The sequence below is a fragment of the Streptomyces sp. 2-1 genome, from assembly GCF_048564895.1.
Classification (GTDB): Bacteria; Actinomycetota; Actinomycetes; order Streptomycetales; family Streptomycetaceae; genus Streptomyces; species Streptomyces phaeochromogenes.
Window position 1 is genome coordinate 1,464,254 of sequence record NZ_CP183383.1, and the last position, 26,047, is coordinate 1,490,300.

General features: G+C 69.8%; 26 protein-coding genes. 15 read left to right on the forward strand and 11 right to left on the reverse strand.

The window, feature by feature from the left end; translation table 11 throughout:
* Positions 1 to 5: 5 nt before the first annotated feature.
* From ACN20J_RS06620 to ACN20J_RS06650, 7 genes are all read right to left on the reverse strand, one after another.
* Positions 6 to 1,031 carry an asparaginase gene (locus ACN20J_RS06620; RefSeq protein WP_190228590.1) on the reverse strand — a complete coding sequence of 342 codons (1,026 nt, stop codon included), beginning with the start codon at positions 1,029 to 1,031 and terminating at the stop codon, positions 6 to 8.
* Complete coding sequence (locus tag ACN20J_RS06625) at positions 1,028 to 2,479, reverse strand: amino acid permease (protein WP_190228591.1); 1,452 nt, start codon at positions 2,477 to 2,479, stop codon at positions 1,028 to 1,030. Before ACN20J_RS06625 ends, ACN20J_RS06620 begins: the two co-directional genes overlap by 4 nt.
* Complete coding sequence (locus ACN20J_RS06630; RefSeq protein ID WP_189838757.1) at positions 2,476 to 3,219, reverse strand: FadR/GntR family transcriptional regulator; 744 nt, start codon at positions 3,217 to 3,219, stop codon at positions 2,476 to 2,478. The genes ACN20J_RS06625 and ACN20J_RS06630 overlap by 4 nt, the downstream gene beginning before the upstream one ends.
* Positions 3,220 to 3,308: 89 nt before the next feature.
* The gene (locus ACN20J_RS06635) at positions 3,309 to 4,139 is read right to left on the reverse strand and encodes an undecaprenyl-diphosphate phosphatase (protein WP_419665493.1); all 831 of its coding nucleotides are present in this window, start codon (positions 4,137 to 4,139) and stop codon (positions 3,309 to 3,311) included.
* 132 nt (positions 4,140 to 4,271) lie between these two features.
* On the reverse strand, positions 4,272 to 4,646 hold the full coding sequence (gene crcB / locus ACN20J_RS06640; protein WP_189838755.1) for a fluoride efflux transporter CrcB: 375 nt from the start codon (positions 4,644 to 4,646) through the stop codon (positions 4,272 to 4,274).
* A 97-nt stretch (positions 4,647 to 4,743) separates the two neighbouring features.
* The gene (crcB, locus tag ACN20J_RS06645; protein WP_189838753.1) at positions 4,744 to 5,220 is read right to left on the reverse strand and encodes a fluoride efflux transporter CrcB; all 477 of its coding nucleotides are present in this window, start codon (positions 5,218 to 5,220) and stop codon (positions 4,744 to 4,746) included.
* A gap of 50 nt (positions 5,221 to 5,270) precedes the next feature.
* The gene (locus ACN20J_RS06650; protein ID WP_189838752.1) at positions 5,271 to 5,666 is read right to left on the reverse strand and encodes a nuclear transport factor 2 family protein; all 396 of its coding nucleotides are present in this window, start codon (positions 5,664 to 5,666) and stop codon (positions 5,271 to 5,273) included.
* Between the two features lie 126 nt (positions 5,667 to 5,792).
* Here ACN20J_RS06650 and ACN20J_RS06655 point away from each other — a divergent pair, with 126 nt between their 5' ends.
* Entirely contained in the window at positions 5,793 to 7,304 is a 1,512-nt protein-coding gene (locus tag ACN20J_RS06655) for an AMP-binding protein (RefSeq protein ID WP_189838751.1), read from the forward strand.
* A gap of 78 nt (positions 7,305 to 7,382) precedes the next feature.
* Here ACN20J_RS06655 and ACN20J_RS06660 read toward each other — a convergent pair whose 3' ends face one another.
* Both ACN20J_RS06660 and ACN20J_RS06665 read right to left on the reverse strand, forming a co-directional pair.
* Positions 7,383 to 8,951, reverse strand: coding sequence for a glycoside hydrolase family 53 protein (locus ACN20J_RS06660; RefSeq protein ID WP_419665494.1), 1,569 nt, complete (start codon positions 8,949 to 8,951; stop codon positions 7,383 to 7,385).
* A gap of 308 nt (positions 8,952 to 9,259) precedes the next feature.
* Positions 9,260 to 11,281 (reverse strand): beta-galactosidase, encoded by a 2,022-nt coding sequence (locus ACN20J_RS06665; protein WP_419665495.1) that lies wholly within the window; start codon positions 11,279 to 11,281, stop codon positions 9,260 to 9,262.
* Positions 11,282 to 11,591: 310 nt separating this feature from the next.
* Between ACN20J_RS06665 and ACN20J_RS06670 the strand changes: the two genes are divergently transcribed.
* The 4 genes from ACN20J_RS06670 to ACN20J_RS06685 are packed head-to-tail and all read left to right on the forward strand — an operon-like array spanning position 11,592 to position 15,764.
* Positions 11,592 to 12,914 carry an ABC transporter substrate-binding protein gene (locus ACN20J_RS06670; protein WP_189838748.1) on the forward strand — a complete coding sequence of 441 codons (1,323 nt, stop codon included), beginning with the start codon at positions 11,592 to 11,594 and terminating at the stop codon, positions 12,912 to 12,914.
* On the forward strand, positions 12,911 to 13,834 hold the full coding sequence (locus ACN20J_RS06675; protein ID WP_361890035.1) for a carbohydrate ABC transporter permease: 924 nt from the start codon (positions 12,911 to 12,913) through the stop codon (positions 13,832 to 13,834). Before ACN20J_RS06670 ends, ACN20J_RS06675 begins: the two co-directional genes overlap by 4 nt.
* The gene (locus ACN20J_RS06680) at positions 13,831 to 14,736 is read left to right on the forward strand and encodes a carbohydrate ABC transporter permease (RefSeq protein WP_190228597.1); all 906 of its coding nucleotides are present in this window, start codon (positions 13,831 to 13,833) and stop codon (positions 14,734 to 14,736) included. The genes ACN20J_RS06675 and ACN20J_RS06680 overlap by 4 nt, the downstream gene beginning before the upstream one ends.
* Positions 14,733 to 15,764, forward strand: coding sequence for a LacI family DNA-binding transcriptional regulator (locus ACN20J_RS06685; protein WP_190228598.1), 1,032 nt, complete (start codon positions 14,733 to 14,735; stop codon positions 15,762 to 15,764). Before ACN20J_RS06680 ends, ACN20J_RS06685 begins: the two co-directional genes overlap by 4 nt.
* A 10-nt stretch (positions 15,765 to 15,774) precedes the next feature.
* Here ACN20J_RS06685 and ACN20J_RS06690 read toward each other — a convergent pair whose 3' ends face one another.
* Positions 15,775 to 16,167, reverse strand: coding sequence for an SseB family protein (locus ACN20J_RS06690; RefSeq protein WP_190228599.1), 393 nt, complete (start codon positions 16,165 to 16,167; stop codon positions 15,775 to 15,777).
* A gap of 356 nt (positions 16,168 to 16,523) precedes the next feature.
* Between ACN20J_RS06690 and ACN20J_RS06695 the strand changes: the two genes are divergently transcribed.
* The 3 genes from ACN20J_RS06695 to ACN20J_RS06705 all read left to right on the forward strand — a co-directional run bounded on the left by ACN20J_RS06695 (position 16,524) and on the right by ACN20J_RS06705 (position 18,187).
* Complete coding sequence (locus ACN20J_RS06695) at positions 16,524 to 17,108, forward strand: TMEM165/GDT1 family protein (RefSeq protein WP_189838743.1); 585 nt, start codon at positions 16,524 to 16,526, stop codon at positions 17,106 to 17,108.
* 173 nt (positions 17,109 to 17,281) lie between these two features.
* Positions 17,282 to 17,632, forward strand: a complete 351-nt coding sequence (locus ACN20J_RS06700; RefSeq protein WP_361890027.1) for a VOC family protein — start codon at positions 17,282 to 17,284, stop codon at positions 17,630 to 17,632.
* Positions 17,633 to 17,716: 84 nt separating this feature from the next.
* Entirely contained in the window at positions 17,717 to 18,187 is a 471-nt protein-coding gene (locus ACN20J_RS06705) for a MarR family winged helix-turn-helix transcriptional regulator (RefSeq protein WP_190228601.1), read from the forward strand.
* 39 nt (positions 18,188 to 18,226) lie between these two features.
* Here the strand turns inward: ACN20J_RS06705 and ACN20J_RS06710 are convergent, their stop codons facing one another.
* Positions 18,227 to 19,084 carry a LysR family transcriptional regulator gene (locus ACN20J_RS06710; protein WP_190228602.1) on the reverse strand — a complete coding sequence of 286 codons (858 nt, stop codon included), beginning with the start codon at positions 19,082 to 19,084 and terminating at the stop codon, positions 18,227 to 18,229.
* Between the two features lie 334 nt (positions 19,085 to 19,418).
* Here ACN20J_RS06710 and ACN20J_RS06715 point away from each other — a divergent pair, with 334 nt between their 5' ends.
* From ACN20J_RS06715 to ACN20J_RS06745, 7 genes are all read left to right on the forward strand, one after another.
* Positions 19,419 to 20,141 carry a lysophospholipase gene (locus ACN20J_RS06715; protein WP_419665496.1) on the forward strand — a complete coding sequence of 241 codons (723 nt, stop codon included), beginning with the start codon at positions 19,419 to 19,421 and terminating at the stop codon, positions 20,139 to 20,141.
* A complete protein-coding gene (locus tag ACN20J_RS06720; protein WP_419665497.1) occupies positions 20,138 to 21,010 on the forward strand; it encodes a sulfurtransferase in 873 nt (290 codons plus the stop codon). Before ACN20J_RS06715 ends, ACN20J_RS06720 begins: the two co-directional genes overlap by 4 nt.
* Before the next feature lie 53 nt (positions 21,011 to 21,063).
* Complete coding sequence (locus ACN20J_RS06725; protein ID WP_259333448.1) at positions 21,064 to 21,948, forward strand: ABC transporter permease; 885 nt, start codon at positions 21,064 to 21,066, stop codon at positions 21,946 to 21,948.
* A gap of 62 nt (positions 21,949 to 22,010) precedes the next feature.
* Positions 22,011 to 22,757, forward strand: a complete 747-nt coding sequence (locus ACN20J_RS06730) for an ABC transporter ATP-binding protein (protein ID WP_189839198.1) — start codon at positions 22,011 to 22,013, stop codon at positions 22,755 to 22,757.
* A complete protein-coding gene (locus ACN20J_RS06735; protein ID WP_246575083.1) occupies positions 22,754 to 23,734 on the forward strand; it encodes an ABC transporter substrate-binding protein in 981 nt (326 codons plus the stop codon). The genes ACN20J_RS06730 and ACN20J_RS06735 overlap by 4 nt, the downstream gene beginning before the upstream one ends.
* 87 nt (positions 23,735 to 23,821) lie before the next feature.
* On the forward strand, positions 23,822 to 24,922 hold the full coding sequence (locus ACN20J_RS06740; protein WP_189838737.1) for an LLM class flavin-dependent oxidoreductase: 1,101 nt from the start codon (positions 23,822 to 23,824) through the stop codon (positions 24,920 to 24,922).
* A gap of 83 nt (positions 24,923 to 25,005) precedes the next feature.
* Positions 25,006 to 26,010, forward strand: a complete 1,005-nt coding sequence (locus tag ACN20J_RS06745; protein ID WP_419665498.1) for an ABC transporter substrate-binding protein — start codon at positions 25,006 to 25,008, stop codon at positions 26,008 to 26,010.
* Positions 26,011 to 26,047 lie beyond the last annotated feature (37 nt).

Below are 26,047 nucleotides of genomic sequence, written 5' to 3' on the forward strand. Positions count from 1 at the left end.
ACGGCTTACTCCGCGAGCGGGTCGAGTGCCCTCGCCGGGCGGATGCTTCCGACCACCGCGCCGCCGCCGAGGAGTGGCGCCCCGGCGAACTCGGTGAGTGCAGCCGGGTCGACGCCGCAGCGGGCGAGCGCTGCCGCGGTGACCGGTACGCGGGCCCGGTCGGCGCCGTCCGCGATCTTCACGGCGACGGCCCGGCCGTCGGGGAGCGCGGCGACCTGTACGCCCTCGAAGCCGTCCTTGGTGAGCAGGCCCGGTACGGCCCGCATCAGCGCGGCGACGTCACGGCCGGTGCCGGACGCCATCTCGGCGTGCTCGCGCATCGCGTCGGCGACCCGTGCCTCGGGAGTGCCGGGCGGCGCCGTCGTGATCCGGGCTGCGGCGCGGGCGAGCCCGTGCAGCGAGACGGAGAACAGCGGGGCGCCGCAGCCGTCGACCGTGACACGGGCGATGGCCTGGCCGGTCAGGTCCTCGACGATCTCCGCGATGGCCTGCTGGAGCGGATGCGCGGGGTCGAGGTAGTCGTCGAGCGACCAGCCGTTCAGGCGTGCCGTGTAGAGCATCGCCGCGTGCTTGCCCGAGCAGTTCTGCGCGAGCCGGGACGGCAGGCGCCCGGCACGGATCCAGTCCTCGCGGACGACCGGGTCGAAGGGCAGGTCCGTGACGTTGCGCAGATCGTCCTCGGCGAGTCCGGCGAGCTCCAGGATCCGCCGGGTGCCGGCGAGATGACGTTCCTCGCCTGAGTGGCTTGCGGCGGCCAGCGAGAGCAGGTCGCCGTCGAGCGGCAGCCCGGCCCGCAGCATGGCCACGGCCTGCACCGGCTTGAGAGCCGAGCGGGGGTAGAAGGCCGCCTCGATGTCACCGATCTGCAGTTCCACGCTGCCGTCGGCGGCCAGCACGACCACCGACCCGTAGTGGATGCCTTCGATGACCCCGCCGCGTACGAGATGGGCGACGGGCGCGTGCAGCGGTTCCCTGATCGAGGGCGCCGCGGCGAGCGAGCAGCCGTAGTCGGCAAGGGCGTTGGGGCTCATGCGTCCACCTCGGGCTTGCGTATGGACTCGACCCTGCGGCGTACGCCGTACCAGCCGGCGACCAGCGCCGCCACGATCAGCGGCAGGCAGAGGACCGTGGTGCGGCCCGCCCCTCCGTCCGCGTACATGAGGACCAGTACGGAGGCGAGGAAGAAGAGGGTCACGAGTTCGGTCCAGGGCGAGCCCGGGAGGCGGTAGCTCGGGCGGTCCAGTTCGCCGTCCTCCGTCTTCCGCCAGAACTGCAGGTGACAGATCATGATCATGCCCCAGGTGGCGAGGATGCCGATCGCCGCGAAGTTCAGCACGATCTCGAACGCGTCGGCGGGGACGACGAAGTTGAGTCCGACGCCGAGTACACAGATACCGCTGGTCAGCAGGATTCCGCCGTACGGGACCTGGCTGCGGCTCATCACGGAGGTGAACTTCGGCGCCGAGCCGGACATCGACATGGAGCGCAGGATGCGGCCGGTCGAGTAGAGCCCGGAGTTGAGGCTGGACATGGCGGCGGTCATCACGACGAGGTTCATCACGCCGCCCGCGGCCGGGATGCCGATGTTGGAGAGCACGGTGACGAACGGGCTCTCTCCGGCGGTGTACTTGTTCCAGGGCAGCAGCATCGACAGCAGCAGGACCGAGCCGACGTAGAAGAGACCGACGCGCCACATGATCGAGTTGATGGCCTTCGGCATGATCTTCTCGGGGTTCTCGGTCTCGCCCGCCGCGACGCCCACCAGCTCGACGGAGGCGTAGGCGAAGACGACGCCCTGGACGATCAGCAGCATCGGCAGCAGGCCGTTGGGGAAGAGGCCGCCGTTGTCGGTGATCAGGGAGGGGCCGGGGGTGGTCCCGTCCACGGGGTTCTGGGTGACCAGCAGGAAGATGCCGATCAGCATGAAGACGACGAGCGCGCTCACCTTGATGATCGCGAACCAGAACTCCAGTTCGCCGAAGATCTTCACGGAGATGAGGTTCACGGTCAGCACGACCGCGAGCGCGATGAGGGCGATCACCCACTGCGGGATGTCGGAGAACATGCCCCAGTAGTGGGTGTAGGTGGCGACCGCGGTGATGTCGGCGATGCCAGTCGTCGCCCAGTTGAGGAAGTACATCCAGCCCGCGGTGTACGCGCCCTTCTCGCCCAGGAACTCCCGGGCGTACGACACGAAGGCACCGGACGAGGGCCGGTAGAGGACGAGCTCGCCGAGGGCGCGGACGACCAGGAAGGCGAAGACACCGCAGACGGCGTACGCGATGAAGAGCGAGGGTCCGGCCTCGGCGAGACGTCCGCCGGCGCCGAGGAAGAGACCGGTGCCGATGGCTCCGCCGATGGCGATCATGTTGACGTGCCGGGACTTCAGGGACTTGCTGTAGCCCGCGTCACCGGCGTCGACATGAACGGCGGCTTTCCGTGTCTGCCCGGTCTCTTTTTCGAGGGACTGCTCGCTCACGCCTTGGGTCCGCCTTCCGTGGGGGTGTCCGCGCCGTCCGTGTGCTCGGAGCGCACGATCGCGGTGAGGGTCGTCTCGACGCGGTCGAGGTGATGTGCCATCGCCTCGGTCGCATCGTGTGCGCTGCCGTCGATCAGGGCCTCGACGATGGCGCGGTGTTCGCGGTTGGACTGCTCGCGGCGGCCTCCGAGCTCGTTCAGGAACGCCGACTGGCGGGCCAGCGCGTCCCGGATCTCCTCGATCACACGGCGGAAGACCGGGTTCTGCGCGGCCTGCGCCACGGCGAGATGGAAGAGCGTGTCCATGGCCACCCACGCGGTGGTGTCGGTCTCGCGCTCCATCCGCTCCAGCAGGTGGGCCAGATGGTCGAGGTCCTCGGGGGTGCGGCGGGCCGCCGCGTATCCGGCCACGGGGATCTCGACATGCCGCCGGACCTCCAGCAGGTCGCTGGCCGCGTAGTCGCCGAAGGTGGGGTCCTCGACGGGGCCGTTGGACAGGACGAACGTGCCCTTGCCGGTCCGGGACACGGTCAGCCCCATCGTCTGCAGGGCCCGGAGCGCCTCCCGCAGCACGGGCCGGCTGACCTCCAGCCGCCGGCACAGCTCCGCCTCGGAGGGCAGCTTGTCCCCCACGGCGTACTCACCGCGCTCAATGGCACCACGAAGGTGCCCGAGCACCGCTTCCATGGCGCTGATGCGCCTCGGCACCGAGCCAGCTGTCTGGCTGTCTGACAGGTTCACGGGGGTGATCCTGGGGGGAACGGGAGGTGACTGTCAAGGGAGGGCCCGGGGCGTGAGACCGGCCCGCGACCCCCCGCTCGGCCGGACGATCAGAGGACCCCTGCGCCCAGCAGCCCGAACAGCAGCAATCCGACGATGATCCGGTAGATCACGAACGCGTTGAAGGAGTGCTTCGCCACGAACCTCAGCAGCCACGCGATCGAGGCGTACGCCACCAGGAAGGACACCGCTGTGCCCACGGCCAGTGGGAGGGCGCCGGTACCCGAGCCGAGGGCGTCCTTGAGTTCGTAGAGGCCGGCGCCGGTGAGGGCCGGGATGCCGAGGAAGAAGGAGAGGCGGGTGGCGGCGACTCGGTCGAGGTCGAGGATCAGGGCGGTGGACATCGTGGCGCCGGAGCGGGAGAAACCCGGGAAGAGCAGGGCCAGGATCTGTGAACTGCCCACCAGCATCGCGTCCTTGAACGAGGTGTCGTCCTCGCCGCGCTTGTGCCGACCCATCTGGTCCGCCGCCCACATCACCCCACTGCCGACGATCAGGGAGCCCGCGACCACCCAGAGCGAGGCGAGCGGGCCTTCGATGAGCGGCTTGGCGGCCAGGCCGACGGCCACGATCGGGATCGTCGCGCAGATCACCCACCAGGCGAACTTGTAGTCGTGGTGGTAGCGCTCTTCAGGGTCCCGCAGGCCCCGGAACCAGGCCGAGACGATCCGCACGATGTCCTTGAAGAAGTAGACGAGCACCGCGGCGATGGCACCGACCTGGATGACGGCGGAGAAGCCGACGACGGCGTTGTCGTCGACGGGGATGCCCATGAGCCCCTCGGTGATCTTGAGATGGCCGGTGGAGGAGACGGGGAGGAACTCGGTCACCCCCTCGACGGCTCCGAGGACGACGGCCTGACCGACGGAGATGGCGCTCATGTGATCCAGTTCTGGTGGACGGGCGTGCCGGCGACGGGCGTGCGCGCGACGGCCGCGGCACGGGCACCGGCAAGCAGTCGTACGTCGGCCGCGGCGGAGCCAGTCCTACTACGCCCAGGTATGACCCCGGGACTACGCCCAGAGAGCCTCGGCCGCCGAAACACCCGCAAACGCCGCACCGAGTCCTACGACCACGCTCGCGATCACGTTGGCGGCGGCGTGGAGACGGGCCCCGTCCTCGGCCAGCCGGAGGGTCTCGAACGAGAACGTCGAGTACGTGGTGAGCGCTCCGCACAGGCCGGTGCCGAGCAGCAGCTGGAGGTGCGAGGAGGCCGCTCCGGCCACGGCCGCGCCGGTGAGGGTGCCCAGGATCAGACACCCGACGACGTTCACCGCGAAGGTGCCCCAGGGGAAGACGGTGTCGTGCCGGGACTGCACCGCGCGGTCGGTGAGATAGCGCAGCGGCGCACCGACCATGCCACCGACGATCACCAGCACCCAGTTCACAACGACTTCTTACCCTTCCCGCCCGTGTCACCGGTACGTCCTCCGGCGGGCTCCGCCCGGCCGACGTACCGCATCGCCGACTCCACACCCGTGGCGCTCATCGGCGCCGCCGCCACGCCAGGACCCGGCGCGCGGCCGTCACCGCGAGCCAGACCGCCGCGAGCGCCGCCACCAGGGTCGCGGCGAGATAGGCGAGGGCGGTGCGGGGATGGCCCGTGTCGACGAGTCTCTGGATGTCGACGGCGTACGTCGAGAAGGTGGTGAAGCCGCCGAGCACCCCGGTGCCGAAGAACGGGCGTACCAGTCGGTGGGCCGCCCACGCCTCGGTGATCACGACCATGAAGGCGCCGATCACGAAGCACCCGACGACGTTGACCCAGAACGTGGTCCACGGGAAGCCGCCCGTGTGCGTGGGCCACAGGAGCGAGGCCCCGTAGCGTGCCGAGGCGCCGAGCGCGCCGCCGACCGAGACCGCCGCCACGACCGGGCCCTGCCCTCGCCAGACCGAGGACCGCCGGGCGGGCGCGGGGAGGTCCGCGGGTTCGTCCGCCGTATCGGCATCGGGGGCAGGCATGGGCGTATGTCTCCTGGTCGTGGCAGGAGATCAGGCTAAGCCCCGGCCGGTCAGGACGCGCCCGACGCCTGCTTCTCGACGGCCTCGAACCGGGCCGCCATCGCCGCCTGGAGTGCCTGGGCCGCCGACAGCGGGCGGACCATGACCGTGAGCTCGTCGACGCGGCCGTCCTCGTCGAAGTGCAGGATGTCGCAGCCCTGGAGCGCCCGGTCGCCCACTCGCGCCTCGAAGACGAGGACGAGGTCCCGGCCGTCCGGGTTCTCGATCTCGCGGATGTAGTGGAAGTCCTCGAAGACCTCGATGACCGCGCCCAGGATCGCCGCGGTGATCGGCTTTCCGGCGTACGGCTTGAACACCACCGGGCTGGTGAACACGACGTCCTCGGCGAGCAGGTCGACGACGGCCGCGTGGTCGCCGTCCTCCACCGCCTTGCGGAAGGGATTCATCTGCCACCTCTTAGGTAACTGTCTAGGTAACTAATTGATTAGGCACTTTGGACAGTAGTGGCCGCTGGTGGCATTGCGCAACGCCGGGGTAGGTACGTATGCATCGCCGACCCCGGAGGTGCTGTCGTGTACTACCCGCTGACCGTCCGTGACTTCCTCGACCGCGCGGCCCACGTCTATCCGGACCGCGTCGCCGTCGTCGACGAACCGGAACAGCCGGGGCCGAGCCTCGGCGAACTCACCTATCGGGAGCTGGCGGCACTCGCCCGCGCCCAGGCCGCCAAGCTCGACCAACTGGACGTACCCGTGGGCGGCAGGGTGGCGGTGATCTCGCAGAACTCGGCGCGGCTGCTCACCTCGTTCTTCGGTGTCTCCGGGTGGGGGCGTGTCCTGGTGCCGGTGAACTTCCGCCTGACCCAGCCCGAGATCGACTACATCGTCCGCCACTCCGGCGCCTCGGTCGTCTACGCGGACGCGTCCTGCGCGGACGTGCTCGACACTCTCGACGTCAAGCACAAGTTCGTCCTCGGCGACGACGAGGACCTCTTCCTGCGCGACACGGAACCGCGGGAGTGGGCCAAGCCCGACGAGAGCGCGACGGCCAGCGTCAACTACACGTCCGGAACGACCGCCCGCCCCAAGGGAGTTCAGCTCACGCACCGCAATCTGTGGCTGAACGCGGCCGTGTTCGGGCTGCACACCACGATCAGCGACCGTGACGTCTACCTCCACACGCTCCCGATGTTCCACGCGAACGGCTGGGGCATGCCGTACGGCGTCACGGGCGTCGGCGGCCGGCACATCGTGCTCCGCCAGGTCGACGGCGCCGAGATCCTGCGGCGCGTCGAACGGCACGGCGTCACCCTGATGTGCGCGGCGCCCGCCGTCCTGAACGCCGTGCTCGACGCCGCCGCCGACTGGGAGGGCGAGATCCCCGGCCGCGACCGGGTCCGTATCGTCTGCGCGGGAGCGCCGCCGCCGACCCGCACGATCGAGCGCGTGATGGGCGAGCTGGGCTGGGAGTTCATCCAGATCTACGGGCTCACCGAGACCTCACCGCTCGTCACGGTCAACCGCGGGCGCGAGGAGTGGGACGACCTGGAGCCCACCGATCGTGCGCGGCGGCTCGGGCGGGCGGGGGTGCCCGCTCTCGGCGTGCGTATCGCTGTGGATGTCGACGGCGAGGTGCTGACCGCGTCCAATCACAACCTGGACGGCTACTGGGACCAGCCCGAGGAGACCGCGAAGGCGCAGGCGGGCGGCTGGTTCCACACCGGGGACGGCGGATACCTCGACGACGAGGGCTACTTGGTGATCTCCGACCGCAAGAAGGACGTCATCATCTCGGGCGGCGAGAACGTCTCGTCGATCGAGGTGGAGGACGTGATCACCTCGCATCCGGCCGTGCGCGAGGTCGCGGTCATCGGGATTCCGGACGCCAAGTGGGGCGAGCTGGTGACCGCGCTCGTCGTGACGGACGGATCGGGCGTCACCGCCGAGGAGTTGATCGCGCACTGCCGTAAGCGGCTGGCCGGTTTCAAGACGCCCAAGCGGGTCGACTTCGTGGAGTCGCTGCCGCGCACGGCGACGGGGAAGCTGCAGAAGTTCAAGCTGCGCGAGCCGTTCTGGCGGGAGTGAGGCAAGGGGCGGGAGGGGGTGACGGACGCGCGGGCCCGCGTGTCCGTCACCCCCTCCCCTTGTCACGCCTTCAGTCCGTCACCGGTGGCTGAACCACGCCATCGCCGGCAGCGCCCTGTCGTCGTAGCCGAACAGGGCCTGGTTCTCCCAGCCGTTGCCGGAGGAGGGGTCCGTCGGGTCCCAGCCGTTGCCGGTGACCGCGGTCCAGGTGGACTCCCAGTAGAAGATGCCGAGTCCGCGGCCGTTCGGGACGGCCTCCACGATGCTCGCCACGTCCTTCATCCACTGCGTCTGGCCGGCCGTGGAGGCCGGGTAGCCGGACACCAGCTCGCTGCTGAGATCGATGATGTTCTCGTGCGAGTCCTTGCTGTCGAGGCGGAAGGGGTAGGCCGTCTCGGCGAGGTACACCGGCTTGCCGTAGCGGGTCGCCGCGTCGTCCAGGGTCGTCTGGAAGTCGGCGAGCGTGCCGTGCCAGTAGCCGTAGTAGGACAGGCCGATGACGTCGAACTTCACGCCGTTGGAGACCGCGCTGTCGAACCACCAGCGGGTGCCCGCCAGATCGCCGCCCTTGGCGAGGTGCAGGGCCACGGTCGTACCGGAGTTGACCGCCTTGACCGCGTCGTAGCCGGAGTTGAGCAGCCCGGCGAGCTGCGACCAGTTCGAGGTGGAACCCTCGTTCCAGAGCATGCCGCCGTTGATCTCGTTGCCGACCTGCACCATGTCGGCCGTGGTGCCCTGCGCCTTCAGCGCGTTCAGCACGTCGTACGTGTGGTTGTAGACGTCGGTCTTCAACTGGCTGTACGAGTGTCCGGCCCAGGCGGCGGGCTTGGACTGGGCGCCCGGGTCGGCCCAGGTGTCCGAGTAGTGGAAGTCGACGAGGAGCTTCATGCCCTGCGCCTTTACCCGCTTGGCCGTCGCCAGGACGCGGGTCTTGTTGTTGTAGCCGTCGGCGGGGTTCACCCACACCTTGAGGCGGGCGTAGTTCTGCCCGGCGGACCTGAGGATGGCGAGCGCGTCACCGGTCGTGCCGGAACTGTTCTTGTAGACGCCGCCCTTGGCCTCGCTCTTGGCGAGCGACGACACGTCCGAGCCCTTGATGGGCAGGCCCGCCGTGCCGGACGTGAACGTCAGGTCGTCCACGTTGATCCAATTGCCCGCCTTCGCATCGGAGTTGATGCTGATCGTGCACTGGTTGTTCGTCACGGCCACGGGGGTGACGATCCGTATCCAGCCGCTGGACGAGACCGGGATGTCGGTGCGCTGTTCCGCACCGCCGCAGTTCTTCAGCGCGAGGTAGGCGGAGTTCTGGCCGCCGCCCGAGCGCACCCAGGCGGTGAGCTTGTAGTTGCCGTTGGTGAGGCCCGAGAGGTACTGGTACGTCTCCACCTTGTAGGCGGAGGCCGAGTAGTGCGTCAGGCGGTAGCTGCCGGCGTGGCCGCCTGCCTCCGTGAAGGAGGCCGCGGTCTGGCCTCCCGCGGAGTAGGTCGACCAGCCGGTCGGGGTGGTGGTGCCTGTGCCGTTCGACTCGAAGCCGGGGTTGGTGAGGGTGCTTGCCGCGCTGGCGCTCTGCGCGGGCAGGGCGGTGAGGGCCAGGCCTGCGGCCAGCGGCAACAGCAGGGCCTTGAGTGTGCGTCTGGGATGGAACATCGTCGTCCGTCGTCCCTTCGACGTGATGATGTGGATGTGCCCCTGAGTGGGGCGTAGGGGGTGGGCGTGGGGTTCTTCGCCCCCGCCGCCCCTACCCGTTCCCGTCCCTTTCTGGGGGCTGCGCCCCCAGACCCCCGCCATCGGCCTGAACGGCCTCGTCCTCAAACGCCGGACGGGCTGAAGTTGTCGGCCCGGGCTGCGAAATCTTCAGCCCCTCCGGCGTTTGAGGAGCGGGGGTTCGGGGGCGGAGCCCCTGAGTAAGGGACGGGAATGGGTAGGGGCGGCGGGGGCGAAATCAATGGGGCGAGTCAGTCGTCGAGGCGTACAACCCGTACGGTCCCCGCCGGCACCGCGAGCCGCCCCGCCGCCCGCTCACCGGTGAGCAACTCAGTGCCATGCGCGTCGAGCGCGACCTTCGCGTCGACACCGGAGTGGTTGATCGCGAAGAGGAACGTCCCCGACTCCCCCACCCGCCGCACCACTTCGACATCCCGAGGCAGATCGGCCCGCGGCGCGATCCGCGCGTCATCGGCGGCCCAGCCGACGAGCGCGTCGAGCCCGTGGGCCCCGAGCCGCGTGGACACGTACCAGGCGGATCCCTCACCGAGCCGGTGACGGGTGACGGCCGGATGTCCCTCGGTGAGCCCGTCGGCGTACGTCCACACGGTCTCGGCGCCGCGCGGCACGACGAACTCGGTCCAGACGTCCCCGGCGAGTTCGGATCCGTCGGGTCCGGTGATGCGGACGTGGTCGCCGGCGAGGAGCGGGGAGAACTCCTCGACGGTCAGCCCGAGTACGTCCCGCAGCGGGCCGGGGTAGGGGCCGTCGTGCACGGCGTCGTGTTCGTCGACGATGCCGGAGAAGTAGGAGACGACGAGGGTGCCGCCGTTCTCGACGTACTCCGTGAGGTTCTGTCCGGCGGCCTCGGTCATCAGGTAGAGGGCCGGCACGACGACAAGGGGATAGGCGGACAGGTCGGCTTCGGGGTGGGCGAAGTCGACGGTGAGGTGGCGGTCGTAGAGGGCTTCGTAGAAGGCGTCGGCGCGCTCGCGCGGGTCGTGGTCCTCGCTGGGGCGCCACTGGAGGTTCTGCGCCCACCAGGAGTGCCAGTCCCACAGGACGGCGGCGTCGGCCTGGGTGCGGGTGCCGCGGATCGTGCTCAACGCGTCGACGGAGGCGCCGAGTTCGACGACCTCGCGCCACACGCGCGAGTCCGTGCCCGCGTGCGGCAGCATCGCCGAGTGGAACTTCTCCGCGCCGCGCCGTGACTGCCGCCACTGGAAGAACATCGCGCCGTCGGAGCCGCGGGCCACATGGGCGAGGGAGTTGCGGGCCATCTGGCCGGGGGCCTTGGCGGGGTTGCGGGTCTGCCAGTTGACGCCCGAGGTGGAGTGTTCGAGCAGCAGCCAGGGGGCGCCGCCCGCGACGGAGCGGGTCAGGTCGGCGGCCATCGCGAGGTTCACATGCGTACGGCGGCCGTCGGTGATCAGGTAGTGGTCGTTGGTGACGAGGTCGACCTCGCGGCCCCAGGCCCAGTAGTCGACGGAGTCGCACTGGCTGAGGGCGGTCATGAAGTTGGTGGTGACGGGGATGCCGGGCGCGAGGCGGTGCAGGATGTCCCGCTCGACGACGAAGTTCTCGCGCATGGTGTCGTCGGCGAACCGCTTGTAGTCGAGCGCCTGGGCCGGGTTGCCGACCGTCGGGGTAACCCGGGGCGGGTTGATCTGGTCGAGGTCCGCATACCGCTGGCCCCAGAAGGCCGTGCCCCAGGCCTCGTTGACCTCGTCCACCGTGCCGTAGGTCTGCGCCAGCCAGCGGCGGAAGTGCGCGGCGCAGCTCTCGCAGTAGCAGGCCGAGACGGGGACGCCGTACTCGTTGTGGACGTGCCACATCGCGAGCGCGGGGTGCTCGGCGTACCGGGTGGCGAGCTCGGTGGTGATGTCCGCGGCGGCCGAGCGGTAGTGGGGGTTGCTGTGGCAGATGGCGCCGCGTGAGCCGAACTCGTAGCGGGTGCCGTCGGCGGTCACGGGCAGGGCTTCGGGGTGCTCGCGGTAGAACCAGGCGGGCGGCGCCACCGTCGGCGTGCCGAGGTCGGCGCGTATGCCGTTCTCGTGCAGCAGGTCGAGGAGCCGGTCGAGCCAGCCGAAGTCGTGGTTCCCGGGCTCGGGCTCCAGCAGGGCCCAGGAGAAGATTCCGACGCTGACCATCGTGACGCCGGCCTCGCGCATCAGCCGGACGTCCTCGGGCCAGACGGTTTCCGGCCACTGCTCGGGGTTGTAGTCCCCACCGAAGGCGAGCCTCGAGAGGCCCTTGGGGGTGGTCTCCGGCATGGATTGTCTCCCGGTCGATCGATCATTTGGGAACGTGCACACACAGCGCCAGCGGCGCGGGGCCAACATAACCGCACAGCAACAACCATTGACAAGTGTCCTGGATGTTTCTCTACTGTGAACGCTCACAGAAGCAGCACGGGCGAGCCGGAGGGGCGCGCCGGTGTCGAGGGTGCGAGCGCGCGGAGGCCCGAAGGGCTGAGCACGGTCGTGATCCCGACACCGGCTGAAGCGTCCCGGAGCGAGCCGCACATGAAAAAAGGGGCAGGCCTCCGCAGCAGGCGGAGACCCAGGTCAGGGAGATACATCCATGCCACACACGAAGCTGCGTCGCCTCGTGACCGTCTCGGTCGCCGTCACGCTCGGCGCCACCGCACTTGCCGCTTGCGGCTCCTCGGACGACAACGACAGCGAGGCCGACTCGGGGCCGGTCTCGCTCACGTACTGGTCCTGGACGCCGGGCATGGACAAGGTCGCCGACCTGTGGAACAAGGGCCAGGGCAAGAAGGACCGGATCACGGTCACGGTCAAGAAGCAGGCGTCCGGCGACACGCTGGTCACCAAGATCCTCACCGCGCACAAGGCCAAGAAGGCCCCGGACCTGGTCCAGGCCGAGTACCAGGCCCTGCCGACGCTGGTCAGCAATGACGCGCTCGCCGACATAGCCGGCGACGTCGACGGCGTGAAGGACAAGTTCGCCGACGGTGTCTGGCAGCAGACCACGCTGGGCTCGGACGCGGTGTACGCGATCCCGCAGGACTCCGGGCCGATGATGTTCTACTACCGCCAGGACCTGTTCAAGAAGTACGGCCTCGAAGTCCCCCAGACCTGGGACCAGTTCGCCGAGACGGCCCGCGCGCTGAAGAAGAAGTCGCCGGAGACCGACTTGACCACCTTCTCCGCCAACGACTCCGGTCTCTTCGCCGGTCTCGCCCAGCAGGCGGGCGCCAAGTGGTGGACCACAGAGGGCCAGAAGTGGAAGGTCGGCATCGACGACGCGGCGACGCAGAAGGTCGCCGACTTCTGGGGCGGCCTCGTCAAGGAGGGCGCGATCGACAACCAGCCGATGTACACCCCGGCCTGGAACAAGGCGCTCAACACCGGCAAGCAGATCGCCTGGGTCAGCGCGGTCTGGGCGCCCGGCACCCTGACCACCGCCGCGCCCGACACCAAGGGCAAGTGGGCGATGGCTCCGCTGCCGCAGTGGTCGCAGGGCGACAGCGTCACGGGCAGCTGGGGCGGTTCGTCCACGGCCGTCACCACGGACTCCAAGCACAAGTCGGCAGCCGCCAAGTTCGCCGCCTGGCTGAACACGGACCCCCAGGCGCTGACCGCGCTCGCGAAGGAGGGTGGCATCTACCCGGCCGCCACGACCGCGCAGACCAGTGACGCGTTCACCGAGCCGCCGGCCTTCTTCTCGAACCAGAAGGACTTCTACACCCAGGCCTCCGAGATCGCGAAGACCACCGCTCCCTCCGCGTGGGGCCCGAACGTGAACGTCGCGTACACCACGTTCAACGACGCGTTCGGTTCCGCCGCCAAGAACAAGTCGGACTTCGGCGCCGCTCTGAAGACGATGCAGGGCGACACCGTCGCCGACCTCAAGAAGCAGGGCTTCGAGGTCGCGGAGTGACAAGCGCACGCCAGAAGTCGTACGGGGTCAAGGGGGCCCCGTACGCCTTCCTTCTTCCCGCGACGATCCTCTTCGCCCTCTTCTTCGCGCTGCCCATCGGCTACGCGGTGTGGCTCAGCCTGCACAAGGTCCAGGTCAAGGGCCTCGGCCTGGGCGCGGGCGCCCGCGAGGAGGTCTGGGCGGGCCTGGAGAACTACACCGACTCCCTCACCGACTCCCAGCTGCTCGACGGAGCCGTGCGCGTGCTCGGATACGGCGCCATCGTGGTGCCGGTGATGCTCGGGCTCGCGCTGCTCTTCGCGCTGATGCTCGACACCGACCGGGTCCGCCTCGCGCCGGTCACCCGGCTCGCGATCTTCCTCCCGTACGCCATTCCGGGTGTCGTCGCGGCGATGCTGTGGGGCTTTCTCTACCTGCCGGACGTCAGCCCCTTCTACTTCGTCCTCGACCGGCTGGGCATGCCGCAGCCGGATCTGCTGGACGGCGGGCCGCTGTATCTCGCGCTGTCCAACATCGCGGTGTGGGGCGGCACCGGATTCAACATGATCGTCATCTACACCGCGCTGCAGTCCATCCCTGCCGAGGTGTACGAGGCGGCGAAGCTGGACGGCGCCACCCCGCTGCAGATCGCGATCAGGATCAAGATCCCGATGGTGGCGCCCTCGCTGGTGCTGACCTTCTTCTTCTCGATCATCGCGACGCTCCAGGTGTTCAGCGAGCCGACCACCCTCAAGCCCCTGACCAACTCCGTGTCCACGACCTGGAGTCCGCTGATGAAGGTGTACCAGGACGCCTTCCGCAAGGGTGACATCCACTCGGCGGCCGCGACAGCGGTGATCATCGCCATCGTCACGCTGGTCCTGTCCTTCGGCTTCCTGCGGGCCGCGAACTCCCGTAACAAGCAGGAGGCAGCACGATGAGTTCTCTTGCCGTCCGCAAGGCGTCCCCGGCCGCGGGCACGACGCCCGGCACCGCCCAAGGGCCGCCGCCGCGCCGCCGGATCGCCTTCGTCCCGACGGTGACGCTGCTGATCGGCGCGATCTACTGTCTGCTGCCGGTGGCGTGGGTGGTGATCGCGGCGACCAAGTCGGGCAGCGAACTGTTCTCGACGTTCACGTTCCTTCCGGGCACGGGCTTCGCCGAGAACGTCACGGACCTGAACGCCTACCGCGACGGCGTGTACTGGAAGTGGATGGGCAACTCCGCCCTCTACGCGGGCCTGGGCGCCCTCCTGTCGACCGTCGTCTCCGCGTTCAGCGGCTACGCCCTCGCGATCTACCGGTTCCGGGGCCGCGAGACCATCTTCAACATCCTGATGGCGGGCGTGCTGATGCCGCCGGTGATCCTCGCGATCCCGCAGTATCTGCTCATGGCCAAGGCCGACCTCACGGACTCGTACGCGTCCGTCCTGCTGCCGCTGATCCTGTCGCCGTACGGCGTCTACCTCGCGCGGATCTACGCCGCCGCGGCCGTGCCCAGCGACGTCGTCGAGGCGGGGCGGATGGACGGGGCGAGCGAGCTGCGGATCTTCACCGGGATCGCGCTGCCGATGATGGTGCCCGGACTGGTGACGGTGTTCCTCTTCCAGTTCGTGGCGGTGTGGAACAACTTCCTGCTGCCGTACATCATGCTCAGCGACGACGAGAAGTTCCCGATCACCCTCGGTCTGTTCACCCTGCTCGAACAGGGATCCAACACCCCGGCCCTCTACACACTGGTGATCACCGGCGCGCTGCTCGCGGTCATTCCGCTCATCGCTCTGTTCCTGGTCATCCAGCGGTTCTGGAGCCTCGATCTGCTGTCGGGAGCCGTAAAGTCGTGACCATGAGCCAATCGGGGGGCCGGCGCAAACCGCCGACGATTCACGATGTCGCGCGCGAGGCGGGAGTCTCACGAGGGACCGTCTCGCGCGTGCTCAACGGCGGGCACTACGTGAGTCCCACGGCCCAGGAGGCGGTCAACGCCGCCATCCGCAGGACGGGGTACGTCGTCAACCGGCACGCCCGCTCACTGATCACCGGACGCTCGGACTCGATCGGCTTCCTCCTCACGGAGCCGCAGGAGAGATTCTTCGAGGACCCCAACTTCAATGTCCTGCTGCGGGGTTGTACGCAGGCACTGGCGGCGCACGACATCCCGCTGCTGCTCATGCTGGCAGGCACCGAGGACGAGCGGCGCCGTATCACCCGGTACATCACGGCGGGTCATGTCGACGGGGTGCTGCTGGTCTCCAGCCACTCCGGTGATCCGGTCGCCGAGCAACTGCGGGAAGCGGGCGTGCCGTTGGTGATGTGCGGCAAGCCCATCGGCGTCGGTTCCAAGGTGAGTTACGTGGCCGCGGACGACCGGGACGGCGCCCGTGACATGGTGCGCCATCTGGTGTCGCTCGGCCGTCGGCGTATCGGCGTGGTGACCGGCCCCCTGGACACACCCGGCGGTGTGGAGCGGCTCGCGGGCTACCGGGAGGTGCTCGCCGAGTCGGGCATCGACTTCGACGAGCGGCTCGTCGTGTCCGGTGACTACAGCCGGGCCAGCGGCGAGGCGGGCGCGGAACGGCTCCTGGCCCAGTGCCCGGACGTGGACGCGGTGTTCGTCGCGTCCGACCTGATGGCTCAGGGCGTACTCACGTCACTGGAACGGGCCGGGCGCCGCGTCCCGGAGGACGTCTCGGTGGGCGGCTTCGACGACTCCTCGGCCGCCCTGGCCGCCCGCCCCCAGCTCACGACCATCCGGCAGCCGTACGACCGGATCAGCGCCGAGATGGTGCGGGTGCTGCTCGCCCAGATCGGCGGGGAGGATCCGGCGGCGGTGATCCTGCCGACGGAACTGGTGAAGCGTCAGTCCACCTGAGACCGGCGCCTCACGCGGCTTTCAATGGTGGACCCAGCAGCAGGTGCACGCCCTCCACCGACAGCGTCACGGCCTCGGGCGAACCCGGGTCGATGGTGAGCGCCAGGCCGCGCCGGGGCCAGTGGGCCGGAATCATGCCCAGGGGTACGAGGTGGTAGCACTGGATGTCCGGCAGGGCCTGAGCCATGCGCTCCTCGGACGTGAAGACGAGGACGGCCCGGCCGATGACCGGCAGGATCAGTTTCCGCGTCTCCGCGTCCGAGGCCGGCACCAGCACCTCGGTGCCGGCCAGCCGCGTCCGCGCGGCGCCGTCCAGGCCGTTGTGGGCGAGGACGCTCAGCGCGCGCAGGATCACATCGGACGTGTCGTCCGAGTTTGTCGCTTCGTGAAGTGAGCCGTTCATGAGGGTTCCGCTCGTGAGTCGCGGGCTGGACCATCCCTTGCCCGTCCGCGTCAAGTGTTCTTCGCATACCCCCGGCCCGCACTCTCATGCGAGGCCCGTATGGGTGTCCTGTACACTGAGTGACTGCGAAGGGGAGTAGTCCTGCGAACCGGTCGTCGACACACTGGAGCCCTCGGGTTCCCGGTGGCCGGGCCCGCGTGATCACACGGGTGGACGAGACCTTCGGCCAGGCATTGATGTGCCCGCGAGTCCTTGCGGCGCACCCGTCATACCGGGCCGATCGGTTCTCCCGTCGCCCCGGTCGAGGGCGCTTCGCGAAGATCCGGGGGCCCGGTCCCAACAGAAAGCCACCCGGAATGCATCTCGACCCTCTGGCGATCCTCACCGCCTTCGGGCTGATCTTCCTCGCCGAGCTGCCGGACAAGACGATGTTCGCGTCGCTGGCCATGGGCACCCGTATGCGGCCGCTGTACGTGTGGTTCGGTACGTCCACCGCGTTCGTCGTGCACGTCGCGATCGCCGTCGGCGCCGGAAGCCTCATCGGTCTGCTGCCCGACTGGACCGTCAAGTCGGTCTCGGCCGCGCTCTTCGCGTTCGGCGCCTTCATGCTGCTGCGCAGCGGAGGGGACGACGACGAGGAGGACGCGGGAGGCCGGACCGTCACCGGCTTCTGGCCCGTCTACACGACCGCCTTCATGGCCGTCTTCATCAGCGAGTGGGGTGATCTGACACAGATCACGACCGCCAACCTCGCGGCCACCAACGGCGTCGCGTCCGTGGCCGTCGGTTCCGCCGCCGCCCTCATGTCGGTCTCCGCGCTCGCGCTGCTGGCCGGGCGGTTCATCGCCAAGCGCGTACCACTGAAGACCGTCCAGCGCATCGGCGGTCTGTGCATGCTCGGGCTCGCCGTCTGGTCGGTCGTGGAGATCTTCGCCGGGTGACGATCCGCGCGCGCCGGTGCGACCGGTCAGGATCCGACCCGTCCGTTCCTGACCGGTCAGGAACGGAGAAGCGTGCTCCCACCCCTCGGCCATAGCGTGTTTCCACCGGCGAGAAACCGGTCCGAACCGGTGACGACCGCCGGTGGAGATCACGACCAGCGGAGGAGCCCGTCATGTCCGAAGGCCTCAAGACCATCACTTATCCCGTCAAGGACCTCGCCCGGGCCAAGGCCCTGTTCGGCTCGCTGCTGGGGGTGGAGCCGTACGTGGACGAGGCGTACTACGTGGGCTTCCGGGCCCCCGGCGGGCCGGAGGTGGGGCTCGACCCCAACGGCCACGCGAAGGGTCTGACCGCGCCCGTCCCCTACTGGCACGTCGCCGACATCAAGGCGAGCCTGGCCGGTCTCGTCGACGCGGGCGCCGCGGTCGTCCAGGACATCCAGGACGTCGGGGGCGGCACGCTGATCGCCTCCGTGAAGGACGCGGACGGCAACGACGTCGGTCTCGTCCAGGAGGCGTCCTGAGCAAGGTGGGCAAGTCGAGCAACTCCATGCAACTGCACTAGTTGCATGGTAAACAATGGCCGCTTTCTCTGTTACCGTGCGGATATGGCAGCAGAGAAGGTCGCTCCCCGGCTCGAGGACCAGTGGCGGGACATCCTGTCGGTGCACGCGCGCACCATGTGCGAGATCGACCGCGAGCTCCATCCGCACGGCCTCGGCGCCAGCGACTTCGAGGTGCTCGACATCCTCGCGTCGACCACGGCGACCTCGGGCCCGGACACCGGCTCGGACACCGGCTCGCGTACGGGCAGGGGCTCGGGCACGAACACGGGCTCGGGCGCGGGTCCCGTCGAGCAGTGCCGGGTGCAGAACATCGCCGACCGCGTCCATCTGAGCCAGAGCGCCCTCTCCCGCCTCATCGGCCGCCTGGAGAAGGAGGGCCTGGTGGAGCGGAGCGTCTGCCAGGAGGACCGCCGCGGGGTCTGGGTGGCCCTCACCGGCAAGGGCCGCGACCTGCACACCGAGGTACGCCCGCTGCAGCGCGCCGTCCTGGCCCGCATGCTGGCCGACAGCTGAGCCACCCTGCCGAGAGCCGAGCCCCCGGAGGGGGCCGAGTCATCCCGCCGGGCGCAGCAGGTCCCGTACGGCCTCGAACGCCGCCGCGACCGTCTCCGGGTCGGCGCCCGGCCGGGCCAGCGCGCTCATCGGGATCGGGGTGACCGACGGCAGTCCGTCGTACGGGCTCAGTCCGTCCGGCGCGGGACCGACCGCGGCGAGGAGCGCCACGCCCACACCCGTGCGTGCCACGTCGAGCACCCCCGCGAGATAGCCGGCGTCGCCGACCACCGTGGCCGCGACGCCGTGTGCGGCGAGGGTCGCGATGGCCCGGCGGCGGATCGCGCACGGGTCCTCGATGGCGACCAGCGGGACCGGGGCGGGTGCGGGCGGCGGCACCCAGCCGGGAGTGGCGTGCCAGGTGAGCGGGAGACCGCCGACCGGAGTCCCCTCGGTGGCCGCCGCCTCCGTCACATACACCGCGACGTCCACGCTGCCGCGTTCCACGGCCTCGACGAGCCGTGCCGAGCGGTCGATGCGGAAGCGCACCCGGCAGCCGGGCCGCACTTCCTGGACGGCCGCGGTCAGGCGGGGCAGGAACTGGTCGGCGGCGTGCTCGGTGGACCCGATGGTGACGGTGTCGCCCTCGGTGTCGAGCAGCACCCGCACGGCCTCGTCGTGGACGGCGAGGATGCGGCGGGCCTGCTCCACGAGGAGCCGTCCCTCCGGGGTGAACCGGGTGCCCCGGCCCTCGCGTTCGACGACCCGGCTCCCCAGCGTCTTCTCCAGCCTGCGCACATGCTGGCTGACCGCGGACTGGCTCAGGGCGAGGGAGTGGGCGGCGCGGTGGAAGCCGCCGCAGTCGGCTATCGCGGTCAGGCTGCGCAGGGCCACGATGTCCAGGACAGGTTGGGGCATACGGCGACCGTAGCCCGTCGCCCTCATCGATCGCGATAGCTGATCGATTTCGATGCGGAATCGTCGTTGGACGGAATCCGCCCCGGCCGGTCATGATGAACCCATGGTTCCCACGACCGCTTCTGCTGCCCTTCTGACGCAGCGCCGAGTCATTGACTTCGGCGTGGCGTGCAGCGCGCGCTGTCGTTGATTCCCCGCCGGTCACCGGCGTTCCCGCTCGGCCTCCACTGATCGTGTCTCCCCTGTCCTGACACGTGTCGGCAGGCTGCCGCGCCTCCCCCTCGCTCCTGCGGTCCTCCTTTCCCCCTGCCCTGAACAAGGGAGTTGCTTCCTCATGCCCTCCTCGCTGCCCACCCCGCCGTCCACCTCATGGGACGAGCCCGAAGGTCTCGCGGCCCGCGGCACGCTGATCGTGCTGGCCGGCCGGGGCGAGCACGGTGGTGTGTACGAGCGGTTCGGCCGCCGTCTCGCCTTCGACGCCTATCGCGTACGTGCCCTCGGTGACCCGGTCGCCGATCCGTCCGTGCTCGACGAGGCGGCCAAGCTCCTCGCCGACGAGTCCCTGCCCGGCCCGAAGGTGCTGGTCGGCTCGGACACGGGTGCCCTGTACGCCGCCCGGCTCGCCGCCGAGCAGACTCCGGGGATCGACGCGCTGATCCTGGCCGGTCTGCCCACCGCCCCCTGGGCGTCCGGGAGTTGGGAGACGGAGGTCGAGGCACGCACCGCCTGCCCCACCCACCAGGCACGCCTCACGAACGACTCTGGCTTCCGGCGCGGGGCACTGGACACGGCCCCGGACCTGCCGGAGCCGAGCCTGGATCTCGTACGGGTTCCCGTGCTGGCCCTGCACGGCGCCGAGGACACGGTGAGTCCGCTCGCCGACGCGCTTAGCGCCTACGAGGGGCACCCCGACGTACGGACCGTGACCTTCAACGGCGGCCGGCACGACGTGCTCAACGACGCGCTGCACCGCACCGCCGCCGCCACGGTCGTGCTCTTCCTGGAACGGCTGCGCCTCTCCCCCGAGCTGCCCGCGATCGCGGAGGGTCTCGCATGAGCGCCCGGGTGACGACGACGGTCGAGGAACTGCGCGAGCTGATCGACTCCGGGCGGCCGCCCGTCCTGCTCGACGTGCGCTGGGCGCTGGGCGACCCGCACGGCCGCGACCACTACGAGGCCGGCCACATTCCGGGGGCGGTGTACGTCGACCTGGACCGCGAACTGGCCGGTCCGCCGAGCCCGGAGGGCGGCCGTCATCCGCTGCCGGACCTCGCGGATCTGCAGGCGGCTGCACGGAGTTGGGGCCTCAAGGAGGGGCGGCCGGTCGTCGTGTACGACGACCTGGGCAACACGGCCGCCGCCCGCGCCTGGTGGCTGCTCCGCTGGGCCGGAGTGCCCGAAGTGACCCTGCTGGACGGGGCGTTGGGCGCATGGCGGTCGGCGGGGCTGCCGCTGGAGTCCGCTCCGGGTGCGACAGAGTCGGCTGCGAATACGCCGGATCCGGAGCCGGGCGACATCGTCCTCCGGCCGGGCGGGCTGCCGGTGACGGACGCGGACGGTGCGGCCCAACTGGCCGCAAGCGGGCTGCTGTTGGACGCCCGTGCCGGGGAGCGCTATCGCGGTGAGCAGGAGCCGGTCGACCCTCGCGCGGGCCACATCCCGGGCGCGGTCTCCGCCCCGACCGGCGAGAACATCGCGGCCGACGGGACGTTCCTGCCGCCCGAGGAGCTGCGCAAGCGGTTCGAGGACCGCGGTGCCGGTGAAGCGGCCGTGATCGGCGTGTACTGCGGGTCCGGTGTCACCGCGGCCCACCAGATCGCCGCCCTCGCAATCGCCGGGTTCGACGCGACGCTCTTCCCCGGCTCCTGGTCGGCCTGGTCCGCCGATCCCGCCCGCCCGGCCGCGACCGGGCCCCTGCCGTCCTGATCCGCACCCAGCAGTCCCCAACCGCCTTCGGCCGTCCCGAGAGGAAGACCGCCATGCCGACGAAACAGATCGGGGTGACACCCCCGGTACTGGAGAAGCCCGAACCGCCCGCCGAGCCCACGCCCGCCCGCGTCACCATCCGCGGTACGGCTCATCTCCCCCGCCGCCGCCTGTCCGTCCCCCGTTCCGTACGCCGGGCAGCCGGACCGGTCGGGCTCGTGGTCCTGTGGTTCCTGGGCTCCGTCACCGGTGTGCTCCCGGAGTCCGTACTCGCCTCGCCCGTGGACGTCGTACGCCAGGCCGTCGAGCTGACGAAGACCGGCGAACTGCCGGACGCGATCGCCGCGTCCGGGCGCCGGGCGGCGACCGGGTTCCTCATCGGAGGGACGGTCGCGCTGTCGCTGTCCCTGCTCGCCGGGCTGTTCCGGCTCGGGGAGGACGTCATCGACTCCTCGATGGGCATGTTCCGGGCGATCCCGTGGGTCGGTCTGATCCCGCTGTTCATCGTCTGGTTCGGCATCGAGGAGACCCCGAAGATCGCGCTGGTGGCCCTCGGCGTGACCTACCCGCTGTACTTCAACATCTACGGCGGCATCCGCTCCACCGACGCCCAACTCGTCGAGGCCGCAAGGATGATGGGGCTCGGCAGGTTCGGTCTCATCAAGTACGTCATCCTGCCGAGCGCGCTGCCCGGTGCCCTCGTGGGACTCCGGTACGCCCTCTCCACCGCCTGGCTCGCCCTCGTCTTCGCCGAGCAGATCAACGCCGACGCAGGCCTCGGCTATCTGATGAGCAACGCCCAGCAGTACTTCCGTACGGACGTCATCGTGCTGTGCCTCGCCGTGTACGCGCTGCTCGGTCTGGCCTGCGACTTCGCCGTACGGGTCCTCTCGCGCCGCCTGTTGAGCTGGCGTGCCTCCTTCGAAGGCGAGGCGTGACCATGACCGCGAACACCGTGAACACCCTGAAGTCCCAGCCCGCGCCGGCGACCGCTACGGCAGTGGCGAACAGCGTCGAGATCCGGGGGCTGTCCCGCGCCTTCGACGGCAACACCGTGCTGCACGAGCTCGATCTCGACATCCGTGAGGGCGAGTTCGTGGCCCTGCTCGGCCACAGCGGCTGCGGCAAGTCGACCCTGTTGCGCATCCTGGCCGGGCTCGACGACGAGATCGGCGGCGAGGTGACCGTGCCCGCCCGGCGCAGCGCCGCGTTCCAGTCGCCGCGGCTGCTGCCCTGGCTGAAGGTGTGGCGCAATGTCGTCCTCGGGCTGCCCGGCCGGCCCGACCGGGCGCTGGCCGACAAGGCGCTGGACGAGGTCGGGATCGCCGAGCGCGCCACCGTCTGGCCCAAGACGCTCTCCGGTGGTCAGGCCCAGCGCGTCTCGCTGGCCCGCGCTCTCGTCCGTGAGCCCGAACTCCTGCTCCTGGACGAGCCGTTCGGGGCGCTGGACGCGCTGACCCGCGGCAAGGTGCAGCAGCTCGTCGCCGAGCTGTGGGAGCGGCACGGCTGCGCGATCCTCCTGGTCACGCATGACGTGGAGGAGGCGCTGCTGCTCGCCGACCGCGTCCTCGTGATGGACGAGGGGCGCATCGCCCACGAGGTCACCGTCGAGCTGCCCCGCCCCCGCGATCTGACCGCCCCCGAGTTCGTCACGCTCCGCGCCCGCCTGCTCGGCTGGCTCGGAGTCACCCACACCGGTACCTCCGACGTCCCCAACCCCCGTACCCCCGAAGGGAACCCCTCGTGAAGCGCACCATCTTCCGTACGCTCGCCGCCGCTCTCGGTCTGAGCGCCCTGCTGACGGTGACGGGCTGCGGAGGGGACTCCGCCGCGGACACGGCCGGCGGCTCCTCGGACGTCACGCTCACCATCGGCGACCAGGCCAAGACCCTCCAGACGATCCTCGCCGGTTCCGGTGCCCTCAAGGGGGCCGACTACAAGGTGAAGTGGGCCGAGTTCGAGGGCGCGGCCCCGCTCTTCCAGGCCGTGCAGGCGGGCGCCGCCGACACCACGTACTCCGCGGACCTGCCCGCGCTCCAGGCGCTCAGCGGCGGGGTGAAGTTCAAGAACGTCGCCGCGCTGAAGAACGACGGGCACCACACCGGCATCGTCGTCCGCAAGAACTCGGACGTGAAGAGCGTCAAGGACCTCAAGGGCAAGAAGGTCGTCGTGTCCTCCGCGAAGGGCAGCATCGCCGAGTACCTGCTCGCCAACGTGCTTCAGCAGAACGGCCTCAAGTACTCCGACGTGAAGGTCCAGTACCTGCTGCCGACCGACGCGCAGGCCGCCTTCTCCTCCGGCAAGGTCGAGGTCTGGGCGACCTTCGGGGTCTACCAGGCGGTCGGCCTCCAGCAGGGCGGCAGGCTCCTCGTGGACGGCGCCGACGGACGGATCAGCGGCTACGGATTCATCGGGGCCTCCGAGAAGACGCTCGCGGACAAGGCGAAGAAGGCCGCGCTCGGCGACTTCCTGAAGCGGCTCGGTACGGCCCTGAAGTGGACGAGCACCCATCAGGACGAGTACGCCGACGCCATCGTCGAGCGCAACGGCGCCGACCCCGCGATCGCGAAGACCCTGGCCTCGGCCGCGTACAGCAAGGTGCTGCCCGTCACGCCCGAGGTGAACAAGACCGTCCAGGACGTGGCCGACCTGATGCACGGCATCGGTGTCCTCGACCCGAACGTGGATGTGGCGAAGTCCGCCGACGCCTCCGTCCTCAAGTAGCGGCCCTCAAGCCGCAGCTCTCAAACAGCAGGCCTGAAGCAGCGACAGAAGCACTCTCACGTCGCTTGCCAAGCAAAGGAGTTCACCATGCCTGTCGAGTTCATCAGCGCCGTGCACACCGACTCCGGGGCGTCCGGTCCGGCCGCCGCGAGCCGTACCGGTCTCGATGTCGACCATCTGCGGCGGTACGCCCGGGCGTTGGACGACGGAGGCTTCGACCACACCCTGGTCGCCTACCACTCGGCCTCGCCGGACGCCTTCCAGATCGCCCAGTTCGTGGCCACGCACACCGAGCGGGTGCGTCCGATCCTGGCGCACCGGCCGGGCGTGATCTTCCCGACGCACGCGGCCCGCGCCCTCGCGACCCTCGACCGGATCAGCGACGGCCGCCTCACCGTGCACATCATCTCCGGCGGCAGTGACGAGGAGCAGCACCGCGAGGGCGACTACCTCGACAAGCGGGAGCGGTACGAGCGGTCGGACGAGTACATCCAGATCCTGCGGAAGGTGTGGCAGGCCGACGGGCCCGTGTCGCACGAGGGCACGTACTTCAAGTTCGAGGGCTACTACTCGGACGTGAAGCCGGTGAACGGCCTGGTGCCGATCTCGGTCGGCGGGTCCTCCCAGGACGCGTACCGCGTGGGCGGGCAGCAGGGTGACATCTTCGGGCTGTGGGGCGAGCCGCTGAAGGAGACGGCCGAGCAGATCGCCGCCGTGAACGCGGTCGCGGACGCCGCCGGGCGCCCCCGTCCCCGTATCTGGGTGTCGTTCCGCCCGATCATCGCGCCCACCGACGAACTGGCCTGGGAGAAGGCGCACCGCACCCTGGGCGTGCTCAAGGACCAGGCGCAGAACACCGAGCTGCTGCGCCACTACAAGACGAGCGGCCGACCAGCCAACGTCGGTTCGCAGCGGCTGCTCGACATCGCGGAGCGGGGCGAGGTGCACGACCGCTGCCTGTGGACGGCCCCGGCGGTCGCCACCAACGCGGCCGGCGCCTCGACCGCACTGGTCGGCTCCCCCGAGACGGTCGCGAAGGCGCTGCTCGACTACGTGGACATCGGCTGCGACCTGCTGTCGATCCGCGGCTACGACCCGCTCAACGACGCGATCGACTACGCCCGTTACGTCCTGCCGCTGGTCCGGCAGGAACTCGCGCACCGCGCTTCGGCGGACCGGGCCGCCTGACCGTTCAGGCCCTCACGCGCTCCGTTCCCCTTCCTCTCCCGCCCTCCGTCCCCGTCTGAATCGATTCCTCTCATGGAGACTCCGTGTTCCGTCGCACCCTGCTCACGTCCACCGCCGCGCTCGCGCTGCTGCTGCCGCTCGCCACAGCCTGCGGAGGTGACGCGGAGGCCGAGTCCTCCTCCGGTGTCTCCTCGGTGACGCTGGCCGTCGGCGCCACCGGCTGGAAGAACGAGGAGGCCGTTCTCAAGTTCGCCCACCTCGACGACACCCCGTACAAGGTGAAGTGGAGCCTGTTCCAGGGCGGTGACCAGCAGCTCCAGGCCGTTCGCGCCGGAGCCCTCGATCTGGCTTCCTCCAGCGAGATCCCGCCGATCTTCGCCGCCGCCGACGGCAAGCCCAACTTCGAGGTCGTCGCTGTGCAGCGCGGCACGACCCTCAACCAGGAGGTCATCGTCCCCAAGGGCTCCAAGGTGACGGACATCGCGGGTCTGAAGGGCAAGAAGGTCGGCTACGTCCAGAACACCACCGCCCACTACTTCCTGTACGAGCTGCTGAAGCGGGAGGGCCTTGAGTGGTCGGACATCGACGCCAAGCCGCTCCTGCCCAACGACGGGCTCGCCGCCCTGAACGGCGGCGGCATCGACGCCTTCGCCTCCTACGGCACATCGGTCATCACCGCCCACCAGCAGGGCGCCCGCACGGTCGGTTCCGGCAAGGACGTCCTGGCCGGCAACTTCCTCTGGTCGGCCCGCGACAGCGTGTTGAAGAGCCCCGCCCAGCGGGCCGCCGCGGCCGATCTGATCGCCCGGATCACCAAGGCGTACGCGTACATCCGTGACGGCCGCGAGCACGAGTTCGCGAAGGTCGTCGCCAAGGCCACCCACCAGCCCCTGGCCCAGGCGGAGAAGGACTTCCGTGACGCCCAGGCACAGCGCCCGACGCAGGCCAGGACGGTCGGCGACGACACCATCGCCTCGCAGCAGAAGGTCGCCGACGCCTTCACCGAACTGGGCGCCCTGAAGGAGAAGCTGGACGTGAAGTCCTTCTGGAGCCGCGCACTCGACACCGACCTGGAGAAGGCCCTGTGACCGTGAACTCCCGCGCGAACCCGGACACGAGCCCGGA

Bases quoted from the DNA above. Each gene is read 5' to 3' on its own strand.
- ACN20J_RS06620 (WP_190228590.1), bottom strand. From the start codon at position 1,031: ATGAGCCCCAACGCCCTTGCCGACTACGGCTGCTCGCTCGCCGCGGCG.
- ACN20J_RS06635 (WP_419665493.1), bottom strand. From the start codon at position 4,139: ATGAGCGCCATCTCCGTCGGTCAGGCCGTCGTCCTCGGAGCCGTCGAG.
- crcB (WP_189838753.1), bottom strand. From the start codon at position 5,220: ATGCCTGCCCCCGATGCCGATACGGCGGACGAACCCGCGGACCTCCCC.
- ACN20J_RS06650 (WP_189838752.1), bottom strand. From the start codon at position 5,666: ATGAATCCCTTCCGCAAGGCGGTGGAGGACGGCGACCACGCGGCCGTC.
- ACN20J_RS06660 (WP_419665494.1), bottom strand. From the start codon at position 8,951: ATGTTCCATCCCAGACGCACACTCAAGGCCCTGCTGTTGCCGCTGGCC.
- ACN20J_RS06665 (WP_419665495.1), bottom strand. From the start codon at position 11,281: ATGCCGGAGACCACCCCCAAGGGCCTCTCGAGGCTCGCCTTCGGTGGG.
- ACN20J_RS06670 (WP_189838748.1), top strand. From the start codon at position 11,592: ATGCCACACACGAAGCTGCGTCGCCTCGTGACCGTCTCGGTCGCCGTC.
- ACN20J_RS06680 (WP_190228597.1), top strand. From the start codon at position 13,831: ATGAGTTCTCTTGCCGTCCGCAAGGCGTCCCCGGCCGCGGGCACGACG.
- ACN20J_RS06690 (WP_190228599.1), bottom strand. From the start codon at position 16,167: ATGAACGGCTCACTTCACGAAGCGACAAACTCGGACGACACGTCCGAT.
- ACN20J_RS06695 (WP_189838743.1), top strand. From the start codon at position 16,524: ATGCATCTCGACCCTCTGGCGATCCTCACCGCCTTCGGGCTGATCTTC.
- ACN20J_RS06700 (WP_361890027.1), top strand. From the start codon at position 17,282: ATGTCCGAAGGCCTCAAGACCATCACTTATCCCGTCAAGGACCTCGCC.
- ACN20J_RS06705 (WP_190228601.1), top strand. From the start codon at position 17,717: ATGGCAGCAGAGAAGGTCGCTCCCCGGCTCGAGGACCAGTGGCGGGAC.
- ACN20J_RS06710 (WP_190228602.1), bottom strand. From the start codon at position 19,084: ATGCCCCAACCTGTCCTGGACATCGTGGCCCTGCGCAGCCTGACCGCG.
- ACN20J_RS06715 (WP_419665496.1), top strand. From the start codon at position 19,419: ATGCCCTCCTCGCTGCCCACCCCGCCGTCCACCTCATGGGACGAGCCC.
- ACN20J_RS06720 (WP_419665497.1), top strand. From the start codon at position 20,138: ATGAGCGCCCGGGTGACGACGACGGTCGAGGAACTGCGCGAGCTGATC.
- ACN20J_RS06725 (WP_259333448.1), top strand. From the start codon at position 21,064: ATGCCGACGAAACAGATCGGGGTGACACCCCCGGTACTGGAGAAGCCC.
- ACN20J_RS06740 (WP_189838737.1), top strand. From the start codon at position 23,822: ATGCCTGTCGAGTTCATCAGCGCCGTGCACACCGACTCCGGGGCGTCC.